This window comes from Bacillus sp. hwrm1, assembly GCF_040207805.1.
Classification (GTDB): Bacteria; Bacillota; Bacilli; order Bacillales; family Bacillaceae; genus Bacillus; species Bacillus velezensis.
In genome coordinates this window covers 2,470,835-2,484,911 of record NZ_CP157943.1, presented here as the reverse complement: position 1 = coordinate 2,484,911, position 14,077 = coordinate 2,470,835, and the positions used below count along the sequence as shown (strand labels likewise).

The following is a 14,077-nucleotide window of genomic DNA, read 5'->3' as shown; positions in this document are numbered from 1 at the left end:
TCATGTATAAAATGACGTTCATCATAAAGAATGAAATGTTGAAAGCCATAAAAAGGCAGCTCTAAAATGAATTGATACTTGAAAAGAGAGAGAACACCTCTTGAGGGGGATGAAAATGTCTGATTATCTAGTCATCGTGGAATCGCCGGCAAAGGCGAAAACGATTGAACGTTATTTAGGGAAGAAATATAAAGTCAAAGCTTCAATGGGACATGTCCGGGATCTTCCGAAAAGTCAAATGGGAGTTGACATCGAACAGAACTTTGAACCGAAATATATTACGATCCGCGGAAAAGGCCCTGTTTTAAAAGAATTAAAAACAGCGGCAAAGAAAGCAAAAAAAGTTTATCTCGCGGCCGACCCCGACAGAGAAGGGGAAGCGATTGCATGGCATCTCGCACACAGTCTTGATCTGGATCTCAGCTCGGACTGCCGGGTCGTCTTTAATGAAATAACGAAAGACGCCATTAAAGAATCATTTAAACATCCGCGCATGATTAATATGGATCTTGTCGATGCGCAGCAGGCGCGCCGCATACTAGACAGACTCGTCGGATACAAAATCAGCCCGATTCTTTGGAAAAAAGTAAAAAAAGGCCTCAGTGCGGGCCGTGTGCAATCCGTTGCGCTCCGGCTGATCATCGACCGGGAAAAGGAAATCAACGATTTTAAACCTGAAGAGTACTGGACGATTACCGGCTCATTTTTAAAAGGAAAAGAGACGTTTGAAGCCGGATTTTTCGGAAAAAACGGCAAAAAGCTTCCTTTAAAAAGCGAAGAAGACGTAAAAGCCATCCTTGCTCAGCTGAAAGGCAATAAGTATACAGTTGACAAGGTTACGAAAAAAGAGCGCAAACGAAATCCCGCTCTGCCGTTTACAACGTCCACTCTGCAGCAGGAGGCTGCAAGAAAGCTGAATTTCAGAGCGAAGAAAACGATGATGATCGCGCAGCAATTATATGAAGGAATTGATCTCGGCAAAGAAGGGACAGTCGGGCTCATCACGTATATGAGAACGGACTCAACGCGGATTTCCAATACAGCCGTTGAAGAAGCGTCAGCTTTTATTGATCAGGCGTACGGAAAAGAGTACTTAGCGGGAAAACGGAAACCGGCAAAGAAAAATGAAAACGCACAAGATGCCCACGAAGCGATCCGCCCGACTTCGGTGCTCAGAAAACCTGCCGACTTAAAAGCGGTGCTTGGAAGAGACCAGCTCAGATTATACAAGCTGATTTGGGAGCGCTTTGTTGCAAGCCAGATGGCGCCTGCAGTCCTTGATACGATGAGCGTCGATCTCAGCAATAACGGATTGACATTCCGGGCAAACGGAAGTAAAGTCAAATTCGCCGGCTTCATGAAAGTCTATGTAGAGGGTAAAGACGATCAGCTGGAAGAAAAAGACCGCATGCTTCCGGATCTTAAAGAGGGAGACACGGTTTTATCGAAAGATATTGAGCCTGAGCAGCACTTTACTCAGCCGCCTCCGCGTTATACAGAGGCGCGCCTGGTTAAAACGCTTGAAGAACTGGGGATCGGCCGTCCTTCGACATATGCGCCGACTCTTGACACCATCCAGCGCCGCGGTTACGTGGGATTAGACAATAAACGGTTTGTGCCGACTGAGCTTGGGCAGATCGTGCTGGATCTTATCATGGAGTTTTTCCCGGAAATCATTAACGTTGAATTCACGGCTAAAATGGAAAGAGACCTTGACCATGTTGAAGATGGCCAGACAGAATGGGTTCAAATCATTGACAGCTTCTATACTGATTTCGAAAAACGCGTGAAAAAAGCGGAAGCCGAAATGAAAGAAGTGGAAATTGAACCTGAATACGCCGATGAAGATTGTGAGTTATGCGGCTCCCGGATGGTTTATAAAATGGGCCGATACGGCAAATTTATGGCGTGCTCCAATTTCCCTGACTGCCGGAATACAAAACCGATTGTCAAACAAATCGGCGTAAAATGCCCTAAGTGCCATGAAGGAAACATTGTCGAACGAAAATCAAAAAAGAAACGCATCTTTTACGGCTGTGACCGTTATCCTGAATGCGACTTCGTATCTTGGGACAAACCGATTGAACGAAAATGCCCGAAATGTGAAAATATGCTCGTAGAGAAAAAGCTTAAAAAAGGCATACAAGTCCAATGCGTCGAATGCGATTATAAGGAAGAACCACAGAAGTAGCGGTGAGCAGAGCCTTGCTCACCTTCTTTGTGTGGAAGGGACAAACAACAGGAGATGAAAAGAAATGAACCAGCAAACAGTTAATGTAATCGGAGCAGGCCTTGCCGGAAGTGAAGCGGCATGGCAGCTTGCAAAACGAGGAATTCAAGTGAAACTATATGAAATGCGGCCCGTCAGGCAGACGGCAGCCCATCATACTGATAAATTCGCCGAACTGGTATGCAGCAACTCCCTCCGTTCAAATACACTCGCCAATGCGGTAGGCGTATTAAAAGAAGAAATGCGGGCCCTTGACTCGGCAATCATTCAATCTGCTGATAAATGCTCGGTTCCGGCCGGGGGAGCGCTTGCCGTTGACCGTCATGAATTTGCGCAAAGCGTGACGGATCTCGTGAAAAACCATCCGAACGTAACGGTTCTTACTGAGGAAGTAACAGAGATTCCGGAAGGTCCGACTGTTATCGCGACCGGACCGCTTACGTCAGAATCGCTTTCACAGCAGCTGAAAGAGCTCACGGGAGAAGAGTATCTGTATTTTTATGACGCGGCGGCGCCGATTGTCGAAAAAGACAGCCTCGATATGGAGAAAGTGTACTTAAAATCCCGTTATGACAAGGGAGAAGCGGCGTACTTAAACTGCCCGATGACAGAGGAAGAGTTCGACCGTTTCTATGAAGCATTGACGACGGCTGAGACGGTACCTTTAAAAGAATTCGAGAAAGAAATCTTCTTTGAAGGCTGCATGCCGATTGAAGTCATGGCGAAAAGAGGCAAGAAAACAATGCTGTTCGGACCGATGAAACCGGTCGGACTGGAAGATCCGAAAACAGGCAAGCGCCCTTATGCAGTCGTTCAGCTCAGACAGGATGATGCGGCGGGAACGCTTTATAATATTGTAGGTTTTCAGACACATTTAAAATGGGGAGACCAAAAAGAAGTGCTTAAACTGATCCCCGGTCTTGAAAATGTTGATATCGTCAGATACGGCGTCATGCACAGAAACACATTTATCAACTCGCCGAGCCTTTTGAATCCGACATATCAATTTAAAAAGCGGAACGATCTGTTTTTCGCGGGCCAAATGACCGGCGTAGAGGGTTATGTTGAATCTGCCGCTTCAGGTCTTGTAGCGGGAATCAATGCCGCCAAACTTGTGCTCGGTCAGGATCTTGTGACATTCCCGCAGGAGACGGCGATAGGAAGCATGGCTCACTACATTACGACGACAAATCAGAAGAACTTCCAGCCGATGAATGCAAACTTCGGCCTCTTAAAAGAATTGCCTGTAAGAATTAAAAACAAAAAAGAACGAAATGAAGAATACGCTAAACGCGCAATTGAGACTATTCAAACTATTTCGAAAACGATATAGCTTTTCATTGCAACTTCGATGCATTATATGATACCATTTAAAAGCCCTTCGGAGAGGGAGGTCTTCATAATGACTGAGAATGTTAACTTTTTTTTAAAGTTATTCGTTGAATATTTACAAATTGAAAAAAATTATTCACAATATACTATTGTGAATTATGTTAATTCGATTGAAGAATTTGGGATGTTTCTGCATGCTCAAAATATAAATGGAATGAAAGAAGCTGCATATCATGATGTGAGAATATTTTTGACAGAGGCTTATGAAAAAGGCCTGTCAAGAAAAACAATCAGCAAGAAAATTTCAGCTTTGAGAAGCTTCTATAAATTTTTAATGAGGGAAAAGCTTGTTGAAGAGAATCCGTTTCAGCTTGTTCATCTGCCGAAACAAGAGAAACGGATTCCGAAGTTTCTTTATGAAAAAGAACTTGAGGAACTATTCGCTGTTTCAGACAGAAGTCAGCCGTCAGGGATGCGCGATCAGGCCCTGCTTGAGCTTCTTTATGCGACCGGAATGAGGGTCAGTGAGTGCTGTACGCTCACTGTCAGCGATCTTGACCTGTTCATGGATACGGTGCTCGTTCACGGGAAAGGCAAGAAGCAGCGCTATATCCCGTTCGGCTCATATGCCCGTGATGCGCTGGAGCTGTATATCAACAGCGGAAGGCAGTGCCTGCTTGAAAAAGCAAAAGAGCCTCATGATGTGCTGTTTGTCAATCAAAGAGGCGGCCCGCTGACCGCCAGAGGAATCCGGTATATTTTAAGCGGGCTTGTAAAAAAAGCATCCGGCACTTTACATATACACCCGCATATGCTTCGGCACACGTTTGCGACTCATCTGCTGAATGAAGGGGCTGATTTAAGAAGCGTCCAGGAGCTTTTGGGCCATTCCAATCTGTCTTCTACGCAGATTTACACGCATGTATCGAAGGAAATGCTGAGAAACACATATATGTCCCACCACCCGAGAGCTTTTAAAGAAAATTAAAAGGAGGCCCTTCTCATGTCATCTTTTCATGCGACAACGATTTTTGCCGTCCGGCATAACGGGAAAAGCGCTATGTCAGGAGACGGCCAGGTCACATTCGGTCAGGCTGTAGTCATGAAACATACTGCAAGAAAAGTGAGAAAGCTGTTTAACGGAAAGGTTCTGGCCGGATTTGCGGGATCTGTTGCAGACGCTTTCACACTTTTTGAAATGTTTGAGGCGAAGCTTGAAGAATACAACGGCAATTTAAAACGTGCGTCGGTTGAGCTTGCGAAAGAATGGCGCAGCGATAAAGTGCTGCGCAAGCTGGAAGCCATGCTGATTGTCATGAACCAGGATACCTTGCTTCTCGTATCGGGAACAGGTGAAGTGATTGAGCCGGATGACGGCATTTTGGCAATCGGCTCCGGCGGAAACTACGCCCTGTCAGCAGGAAGAGCGCTGAAAACCTATGCCGGAGAGAATCTGTCCGCCAAAGATATTGCAAAAGCCGCTTTGAAAATCGCGGGCGAGATTTGTGTGTACACAAACGATCAGATCATTTTGGAAGAACTTGAATAGAAAGGACTTGAGGCGCATGGAAAACAAACCGTTAACACCGAGACAAATCGTAGATCGGTTGGATCAATACATTGTAGGACAGCAGGATGCGAAAAAAGCTGTCGCCGTGGCATTAAGAAACCGCTATCGCAGAAGTCTTCTTGATGAAAAACTGAGAGACGAGATCGTTCCCAAAAACATCCTGATGATGGGCCCGACCGGGGTGGGGAAAACAGAGATCGCCAGAAGGATCGCCAAGCTTACCGGTGCGCCATTTATAAAAATTGAAGCGACAAAATTTACAGAAGTCGGCTATGTAGGCAGAGATGTCGAATCAATGGTCAGAGACCTCGTTGAGACATCTGTGCGGCTCATTAAAGAAGAAAAAATCAGCGAAGTGAAAGAGCAGGCTGAAGAAAATGCAAACAAACGTATAGTGCGGCTTCTCGTTCCGGGAAAGAAAAAACAAGCGGGTGTGAAAAATCCGTTTGAAATGCTTTTCGGAGGAAACCAGGCGGCAAATGATGATGAAGCCGACCAGCAGGAAGAAGCAAGCCTTGAAGAGAAAAGAAAGCGCATGGCGCATCAGCTCGCATTGGGAGAGCTCGAAGACCATTACGTCTCCGTAGAGGTGGAAGAGCAGCAGCCGTCGATGTTTGACATGCTGCAAGGCTCCGGGATGGAGCAGATGGGCATGAATATGCAGGATGCGCTGAGCAATCTGGTGCCAAAAAAGAAAAAACGCCGCAAAATGACGGTCAGAGAAGCAAGGAAGGTTCTGACCAATGAAGAGGCAGGCAAATTAATCGATATGGATGAAGTCGGCCAAGAGGCCGTGTTAAGAGCTGAAGAGGGCGGCATTATCTTTATTGACGAAATAGATAAAATCGCAAAAAACGGAGGGGCTTCTTCCTCAGCAGATGTATCGAGAGAAGGCGTTCAAAGAGATATCCTTCCGATTGTCGAAGGATCTACCGTCGTCACGAAATACGGCTCCGTCAAAACAGATCACGTGCTGTTTATCGCAGCCGGGGCATTCCATATGGCCAAACCGTCTGATCTGATTCCGGAGCTGCAGGGCCGCTTTCCGATTCGTGTAGAATTGAGCAAGCTGACGGTAGATGATTTTGTGAAGATTCTCGTCGAACCCGATAACGCGCTGTTAAAACAATATCAGGCTTTATTGCAGACAGAAGGTATATCTCTTGAATTTTCTGACGAAGCTATTCGTAAGATCGCCGAAGTGGCTTATCATGTGAATCAGGATACGGACAACATCGGAGCGAGAAGGCTTCACACGATATTGGAACGTCTCTTGGAAGACCTGTCGTTTGAAGCGCCGGACGTGACGATGGAAAAAGTCGCTATCACGCCGCAATACGTTGAAGAAAAGCTCGGAACGATTGCAAACAACAAAGATCTAAGTCAATTTATATTGTGAAAATTTAATAAGAGGAATTCTAGGAGGATTATTTATCATGGCTTTACTACAAAAAACACGAATTATTAACAGCATGCTGCAGGCTGCGGCAGGCAAACCCGTAAACTTTAAAGAAATGGCTGAAACACTTCGTGACGTCATTGATTCTAATATTTTCGTCGTCAGCCGCAGAGGAAAGCTTTTGGGCTACTCTATTAATCAGCAGATTGAAAATGACCGCATGAAAAAAATGCTTGAAGACCGCCAGTTCCCGGAAGAGTACACGAGAAATCTGTTCAATGTTCCGGAGACGTCTTCAAACCTTGATATCAACAGCGAATACACGGCGTTTCCTGTGGAAAACAGAGACCTGTTCCAAGCGGGCTTAACAACGATCGTGCCGATCATCGGCGGAGGAGAGAGACTGGGCACGCTCATTCTGTCCCGTCTGCAGGATCAATTTGAAGATGATGATCTCATTCTTGCTGAATACGGAGCAACCGTTGTAGGAATGGAGATTTTAAGAGAAAAAGCGGAAGAAATCGAAGAAGAGGCGCGAAGCAAAGCGGTTGTTCAAATGGCGATCAGTTCTCTGTCTTACAGTGAACTTGAAGCGATTGAGCATATCTTTGAAGAGCTTGACGGAAACGAAGGCTTGCTTGTGGCAAGTAAGATTGCCGACCGTGTCGGCATTACGCGTTCAGTAATCGTTAATGCGCTGAGAAAGCTGGAAAGCGCAGGTGTCATTGAATCCAGATCACTGGGAATGAAGGGGACGTACATTAAAGTTCTGAACAACAAATTCCTTATTGAATTGGAAAACCTTAAATCTCATTAAGACAAAAGCAGGATCCCTGAAAATGGGGGTTCTGCTTTTTTTATGGACAATAGGTGAAAAGTTGCAGTTTAAAGTTGCTTATTGGAATCTGATCTGAGATAATCCATCTTGCTGTGTGAAAAAAGGAGGAAGAAACAGAAATTCTGCTATTTTCAGTCTTATATTAAACAAATCCTTGTAGTACAAATATTCTAGGGCTTAATACCTACATGCAAAATAGATATAATTGAGCACTTTTTTTTAGCCTAACTTCATAGACTTTAAGCCTGTTATTTCTTACAATAAGCATATGGTTTTACAATTCTCGACAAGGATTTTTAGGAGAAAAATATCTGAAATGGAGGTAAGTGGATTTGGACTTATTTTCTGGAACTATACAAAATCTTGAGAATGCCTTGGGGAGAGCGGACATTAAGCAAAAAGTCTTAACTAATAATATCGCCAATATAGATACACCGAACTATAAGGCAAAAAAAGTCTCTTTCCGAAATTTGTTAGATCAGGAAACATCCAATCTTGAGGCTGTAAAAACCGACTATCGGCACGTTGACTTTACGGGTTCGGGGGACGATTATTCTATCGTGTCCAGCAGTGATACATCGTACCAGCAAAACGGAAACAATGTCGATATCGACAAAGAAATGACAGATTTAGCCGAAAACCAAATTAATTATCAGGCTTTGGTTGAAAGAATGAGCGGCAAATTCAATTCTCTGAAAACCGTCTTGACAGGAGGAAAATAATGAGTGGCTTTCAAAGCTTAAATATTTCGGGTTCCGCTTTAACTGCACAGCGTGTCCGGATGGACGTCGTATCGTCCAACCTGGCCAATATGGATACAACGAGAGCGAAGCAGGTAAATGGCGAATGGGTGCCTTACAGAAGAAAGCTGGTATCTCTCCAATCCGGAGGCGAATCATTTTCGTCCCTTTTACATTCCAAGATGAACGGAACAGGAAGCGCGGGAAATGGCGTAAAGGTATCTGGTGTTACGGAAGACCCGTCCGCTTTTAATCTCGTTTATGATCCGGAGAATCCTGATGCGAATAAAGACGGATATGTACAAAAACCAAATGTAGATCCATTAAAGGAAATGGTGGATCTTGTCAGCAGCTCGAGATCATATGAAGCAAACGTAACTGCATTAAACGCCTCCAAAGGCATGCTTTTGAAGGCGTTAGAAATCGGAAAGTAAGGTGATGTAAGTGGTTAACGCTATTACTCCTTTTCAGCTTCAACAAACCCAAAATACTCAAAACGTAACGAATCAATTAAACCAAACTCAAAAAACTGATTCTTCAAACCAAACAAGCTTTTCGGAGCTTTTAAAAAACTCTATTGATTCGTTAAATGAGTCACAAGTGAAATCTGACCAAATAACGAACGAACTGGCTGCAGGAAAGGATGTAAACCTTGACGAGGTCATGATCGCTGCCCAAAAAGCAAATATTTCTCTGACGGCCGCTACCGAATTCCGCAATAAAGCCGTGGAAGCCTATCAGGAAATCATGAGAATGCAGATGTAGTGGTCAGATTGAAGAGAATGACTGGAATGACCGGGGGTTAACATGAATCGTACTCTAATGCAAATGAAAACCAAAACGGCAGCGTTTTGGAACAACAGATCAAAAACACAGAAGATACTCATGGTAAGCGGCTTGGCCGCATTCATTATTTTACTCATCGTCGTTATTATTTTTACTTCGTCTGAAAAGATGGTGCCTCTTTATAAAGATTTGTCCGCGGAAGAAGCGGGGAAGATTAAAGAAGAGCTCGATACGAAAAAGGTGTCTTCTGAACTTGCTGACGGCGGCACGGTCATTAAGGTTCCTGAGAGCCAAGTGGATTCGCTTAAAGTCCAGCTTGCCGCGGAAGGCCTGCCGAAAACGGGATCAATTGATTATTCGTTTTTCGGACAAAATGCGGGCTTCGGCCTGACGGATAATGAGTTTGACGTTTTAAAGGTTGAGGCGACTCAGACCGAATTGTCAAACCTGATAAATGAAATGGACGGTATTAAAAGCTCGAAGGTCATGATCAACATGCCGAAAGAAGCCGTGTTCGTCGGTGAAGATCAGCCGGCAGCGTCCGCATCAATCGTTTTGCAGATGAAACCGGGCTACTCGCTTGATCAAAACCAGATCAACGGGCTGTACCATCTCGTTTCTAAAAGTGTTCCGAACTTAAAAGAAGATAATATCGTCATAATGGATCAAAATTCTACATATTATGACAAAAGTGACAGCGGTGCAGGGTCCGTTTCTGACAGTTATGCTTCTCAGCAAGGTATTAAGTCGCAGGTCGAAAAGGACATTCAAAAACATGTTCAGTCACTGCTCGGCACAATGATGGGGCAGGATAAGGTCGTTGTTTCCGTGACGGCGGATGTTGACTTCACGAAGGAAAAACGCACTGAAGACACTGTCGAACCTGTCGATAAAGATAACATGGAAGGCATAACGGTAAGCGCCGAAAAAGTTGCGGAAACGTATAAAGGCGACGGCGCGGCCAACGGCGGCACGGCCGGAACGGGAAGCAATGACACCGCGAACTATGCCGAGACAAACGGCGGTTCAAACAGCGGGGACTACGAAAAAAGCAGCAATAAAATCAACTATGAAGTCAACCGCATTCATAAAGAAATCGCGGAAAGCCCGTATAAAGTGCGTGATTTAGGCATTCAGGTCATGGTGGAGCCGCCTAATCCGAAAAATGCCGCTTCCTTATCAGCACAGAGACAGGCTGATATACAGAAGATTTTAGGAACGGTCGTCAGAACGTCTCTTGATAAAAACGAAACGCAAAATCAAAACCTGACAGACAATGATATCAACAATAAAATCGTTGTATCCGTTCAGCCGTTTGACGGAAAAACAAGCCTGAACACAGATTCGGCACAATCTTCAGGTCTTCCGATCTGGGTATACATTACAGGCGGCGTACTGCTTGCGGCCATTATTCTGCTTATTATTCTCCTCATCAGAAAGAAACGCTCACAAGAGGATGAATACGAAGAATATGAATATGAAACACCGCCCGAGCCGGTTCGATTGCCTGATATCAACGAAGAGAAAATTGAAACGGAAGAAACAGTCAGACGAAAACAGCTTGAAAAAATGGCTAAAGAAAAACCGGAAGACTTTGCTAAATTGCTTCGAAGCTGGCTGGACGAGGATTAGGGGGAATGGAAAATGGCGAAACGTGATCAGAACAAGCTTACAGGAAAACAAAAAGCAGCCATCCTCATGATTTCCTTAGGCCTTGATGTATCAGCTTCTGTGTACAAGCATTTGTCTGAAGAAGAAATTGAAAGATTGACACTCGAGATTTCGGGAGTCAGAAGCGTCGATCATCAAAGAAAAGATGAAATCATTGAAGAATTTCATAATATCGCAATCGCTCAGGACTATATTTCACAAGGCGGTTTAAATTACGCCCGCCAAGTGCTTGAAAAAGCGCTCGGAGAAGACAAAGCGGTAAGCATTTTAAACAGGCTCACCTCTTCTTTGCAGGTAAAGCCGTTTGATTTCGCGAGAAAAGCGGAGCCCGAACAGATTTTAAATTTCATTCAGCAGGAACATCCGCAAACGATGGCGCTGATTTTATCCTACCTTGACCCGGTGCAGGCCGGACAGATTTTGTCTGAGCTGAACCCGGACGTTCAGGCTGAGGTGGCAAGAAGGATTGCGGTTATGGACAGAACGTCTCCTGAAATCATAAATGAAGTGGAGCGGGTCCTTGAACAAAAGCTGTCCTCCTCCTTTACGCAGGATTATACGCAGACCGGCGGCATAGAAGCCGTTGTTGAAGTGTTAAACGGCGTAGACAGAGGAACGGAAAAAACGATCCTTGATTCATTGGAAATCCAAGATCCTGAATTGGCGGATGAAATCAAAAAACGGATGTTTGTCTTTGAAGATATTGTCACCCTTGATAACCGTGCGATTCAGCGCGTGATCAGAGACGTTGAAAACGACGACCTCCTGCTTTCATTGAAGGTTGCGAGCGAGGAAGTCAAAGAGATCGTCTTCAGCAATATGTCACAGCGTATGGTTGAAACGTTTAAAGAGGAAATGGAAATTATGGGGCCTGTGCGTTTGCGTGATGTGGAAGAGGCGCAATCAAGAATCGTGGGCGTCGTCCGCAAGCTGGAAGAAGCCGGAGAAATTGTAATCGCGCGAGGCGGAGGAGACGATATTATTGTCTAATATCATTAAACAGCAATCATCATTTTCTCCTGAACAAAAACGGCGCAAGCTTTCCTTGCAGGAAGTCAGGAAAACACATTCCCATCCAGACCGGGAGGAACCCGAAAATCCAGAGGCTCTCATGGCTTTTGCCAAAGCAGAAGCCGACAGGGTGTCTGAAGAAGCGAAAAATCAATTAGAGCACACTCTTCTGCAGATTGAAGAAGAGAAAAACCGCTGGGCGGAAGAAAAACAAAGATTGATAGAAGAAGCAAAGGCAGAAGGATATGAAGAAGGCATGGCATTGGGAAAAGCCGAGGCTCAAGCTGAATACGCCAATCTCATCAGCCGGGCCAATGCCGTTATGGAAATGGCGAGACAGTCAGTCGAGGAAAAACTGGAAAGCGCTGAGGAAGAGATTATTGAGCTTTCCGTTGCGCTCGCTAAAAAAGTATGGCGGCAAAAAAGTGATGATAAAGAGGCTTTCCTTCTGCTGGTCAAACAGGTAGTAGCCGAAGTAAAAGATTATGATGACATCTCCATCTATGTGGACCCTGAATATTATGAGACGGTTCATCAGCATATGGACGAAATTCAGCAGCTGTTATACAAAGAATGCAGATTAAGCTTATATGCCGATGAAAAAGCCGCAAAGGGAACGTGCTCGATAGAAACTCCGTTCGGACGGGTTGATGCAGGCATAGACACCCAGCTGATGCAATTAAAGCAAAAACTTTTAACGGCGCTTGAGGCGGGAGCGGAGCAATGAAGACACAGTATTTAATAGACTCAATTGAAACAGCGGATCCGTACAAACGCTACGGCAAGGTTAAACGGGTCATCGGGCTGATGATTGAATCAAAAGGGCCCGAAAGCTCAATCGGAGATGTTTGTCTCATTTATCCGAAAGGCCATGCGAGAAAAGCGATTAAAGCTGAGGTTGTAGGCTTCCAAGATGAAAACATTCTGTTAATGCCTTATCTGGAAGCGGCCAGCATCGCGCCGGGCAGCATTGTGGAGGCCACTGGCGAGTCGCTCCGCATCAAAGTAGGCGCGGGTTTAATCGGACAAGTTGTCGACGCGTTCGGCGAGCCTCTTGACGGCCGGGCGCTTCCGAAAGGTTTGTCCCCCGTTTCGACGGAACAGCCGCCGCCAAACCCGATGAAACGCCCGCCGATACGGGAAAAGATGGGTGTCGGCGTCAGATCGATTGACAGTCTGCTGACGGTAGGAAAAGGGCAGAGAATCGGGATTTTTGCCGGAAGCGGAGTCGGAAAAAGCACCCTGATGGGAATGATCGCGAAGCAGACTGAAGCTGATTTAAACATTATCGCACTCGTCGGTGAACGGGGGCGCGAGGTGCGTGAATTCATCGAGAAGGATTTAGGTGAAGAAGGCCTGAAACGCTCGATAGTCGTAGTCGCGACCTCTGATCAGCCTGCCTTAATGCGTTTGAAAGCGGCGTATACGGCCACCGCCATTGCAGAGTACTTCCGCGATAAGGGCCGGAATGTGATGTTCATGATGGACTCTGTCACGAGGGTCGCGATGGCTCAGCGGGAAATCGGCCTGGCAGCGGGAGAACCGCCGACAACAAAAGGATATACACCTTCTGTGTTCGCTATTTTGCCCCGTTTGCTGGAAAGAACGGGCGCGAATGAACAAGGAACGATAACCGCTTTTTATACGGTTCTCGTAGACGGAGATGACATGAACGAACCGATTGCCGATACGGTGCGCGGAATATTAGACGGGCATATCGTTCTCGATCGGGCGCTTGCCAACAAAGGGCAGTTCCCGGCCGTGAACATCCTGAAAAGCATCAGCAGGGTCATGTCTAATATTTCAGACACATCGCATATAGAGGCGGCCAACAAATTCCGCGATCTTCTGTCAACTTATCAAAACTCTGAAGATCTCATTAATATCGGAGCTTACAAAAGAGGATCATCAAGAGAAATTGATGAAGCGATTCAGTTTTATCCGCAGCTTATTCAATTTTTAAAACAAGGAACGGAAGAACCTGCTCAATTGGAAGACAGCATTGCGGCATTGACGAGTCTGACAGGAAAAGAGGAATAAACATCGTGGCATACCAATTCAGATTTCAAAAGCTGCTGGAATTAAAAGAAAATGAAAAAGACCAAACATTGACTGAATACAGACAATCGGTTTCTGAATTTGAGACAGTGGCTGAAAAACTATATGAAAATATGAGCAAAAAAGAATTGCTCGAAAAAGACAAAGAATCAAAGCTGAAATGCGGGATGAGCGTTCAGGAAATGAGACATTATCAGCAATTCGTTTCCAATCTTGAGAACACCATCTATCATTATCAAAAGCTTGTCATCATGAAACGAAATGAAATGAATGAGAAGCAGGAACAGCTCACCGAAAAAAACATTGAAGTAAAGAAATTTGAAAAAATGCGGGAAAAACAATTTAATATGTTCGCACTTGAAGACAAAGCTGCAGAGATGAGGGAAATGGACGACATTTCAATCAAGCAGTTTATGATTCAGGGGCATTAGGAGCGAATGAA

The 14,077-nt window shown here is 45.1% G+C and carries 14 protein-coding genes; all 14 read left to right on the top strand.

The features are described from left to right. Positions 1-115 precede the first annotated feature (115 nt). The 14 genes from topA (at position 116) to fliJ (ending at position 14,066) form a co-directional block, all read left to right on the top strand. Positions 116-2,191: a type I DNA topoisomerase gene (gene topA, locus ABK447_RS12475; RefSeq protein ID WP_007409771.1), complete on the top strand. Its 2,076-nt coding sequence runs from the start codon at positions 116-118 to the stop codon at positions 2,189-2,191. Positions 2,192-2,255: 64 nt separating this feature from the next. Continuing rightward, entirely contained in the window at positions 2,256-3,563 is a 1,308-nt protein-coding gene (gene trmFO, locus ABK447_RS12470; RefSeq protein ID WP_094031705.1) for an FADH(2)-oxidizing methylenetetrahydrofolate--tRNA-(uracil(54)-C(5))-methyltransferase TrmFO, read from the top strand. A gap of 69 nt (positions 3,564-3,632) precedes the next feature. After that, complete coding sequence (gene xerC, locus ABK447_RS12465; RefSeq protein WP_032871470.1) at positions 3,633-4,550, top strand: tyrosine recombinase XerC; 918 nt, start codon at positions 3,633-3,635, stop codon at positions 4,548-4,550. 15 nt (positions 4,551-4,565) lie between these two features. Beyond that, positions 4,566-5,111, top strand: coding sequence for an ATP-dependent protease subunit HslV (gene hslV / locus ABK447_RS12460; RefSeq protein WP_014417767.1), 546 nt, complete (start codon positions 4,566-4,568; stop codon positions 5,109-5,111). 16 nt (positions 5,112-5,127) lie between these two features. Beyond that, positions 5,128-6,531: an HslU--HslV peptidase ATPase subunit gene (hslU, locus tag ABK447_RS12455; RefSeq protein ID WP_007409775.1), complete on the top strand. Its 1,404-nt coding sequence runs from the start codon at positions 5,128-5,130 to the stop codon at positions 6,529-6,531. Positions 6,532-6,568: 37 nt separating this feature from the next. Beyond that, complete coding sequence (gene codY, locus ABK447_RS12450) at positions 6,569-7,348, top strand: GTP-sensing pleiotropic transcriptional regulator CodY (RefSeq protein WP_003154263.1); 780 nt, start codon at positions 6,569-6,571, stop codon at positions 7,346-7,348. Positions 7,349-7,701: 353 nt separating this feature from the next. Next, complete coding sequence (gene flgB, locus ABK447_RS12445) at positions 7,702-8,091, top strand: flagellar basal body rod protein FlgB (RefSeq protein ID WP_003154260.1); 390 nt, start codon at positions 7,702-7,704, stop codon at positions 8,089-8,091. Next, positions 8,091-8,543 carry a flagellar basal body rod protein FlgC gene (gene flgC, locus ABK447_RS12440; RefSeq protein WP_015239851.1) on the top strand — a complete coding sequence of 151 codons (453 nt, stop codon included), beginning with the start codon at positions 8,091-8,093 and terminating at the stop codon, positions 8,541-8,543. The genes flgB and flgC overlap by 1 nt, the downstream gene beginning before the upstream one ends. Positions 8,544-8,553: 10 nt before the next feature. Continuing rightward, positions 8,554-8,874, top strand: a complete 321-nt coding sequence (gene fliE / locus ABK447_RS12435) for a flagellar hook-basal body complex protein FliE (RefSeq protein WP_007409777.1) — start codon at positions 8,554-8,556, stop codon at positions 8,872-8,874. A 42-nt stretch (positions 8,875-8,916) separates the two neighbouring features. Further along, positions 8,917-10,527 carry a flagellar basal-body MS-ring/collar protein FliF gene (gene fliF / locus ABK447_RS12430; RefSeq protein WP_076424137.1) on the top strand — a complete coding sequence of 537 codons (1,611 nt, stop codon included), beginning with the start codon at positions 8,917-8,919 and terminating at the stop codon, positions 10,525-10,527. A 12-nt stretch (positions 10,528-10,539) separates the two neighbouring features. After that, positions 10,540-11,556: a flagellar motor switch protein FliG gene (fliG, locus tag ABK447_RS12425; RefSeq protein WP_003154256.1), complete on the top strand. Its 1,017-nt coding sequence runs from the start codon at positions 10,540-10,542 to the stop codon at positions 11,554-11,556. After that, a complete protein-coding gene (gene fliH, locus ABK447_RS12420; RefSeq protein WP_015239852.1) occupies positions 11,549-12,304 on the top strand; it encodes a flagellar assembly protein FliH in 756 nt (251 codons plus the stop codon). The genes fliG and fliH overlap by 8 nt, the downstream gene beginning before the upstream one ends. After that, on the top strand, positions 12,301-13,617 hold the full coding sequence (fliI, locus tag ABK447_RS12415) for a flagellar protein export ATPase FliI (RefSeq protein ID WP_015239853.1): 1,317 nt from the start codon (positions 12,301-12,303) through the stop codon (positions 13,615-13,617). The genes fliH and fliI overlap by 4 nt, the downstream gene beginning before the upstream one ends. A 5-nt stretch (positions 13,618-13,622) precedes the next feature. Beyond that, positions 13,623-14,066: a flagellar export protein FliJ gene (fliJ, locus tag ABK447_RS12410; RefSeq protein ID WP_003154253.1), complete on the top strand. Its 444-nt coding sequence runs from the start codon at positions 13,623-13,625 to the stop codon at positions 14,064-14,066. Positions 14,067-14,077: the final 11 nt, after the last annotated feature.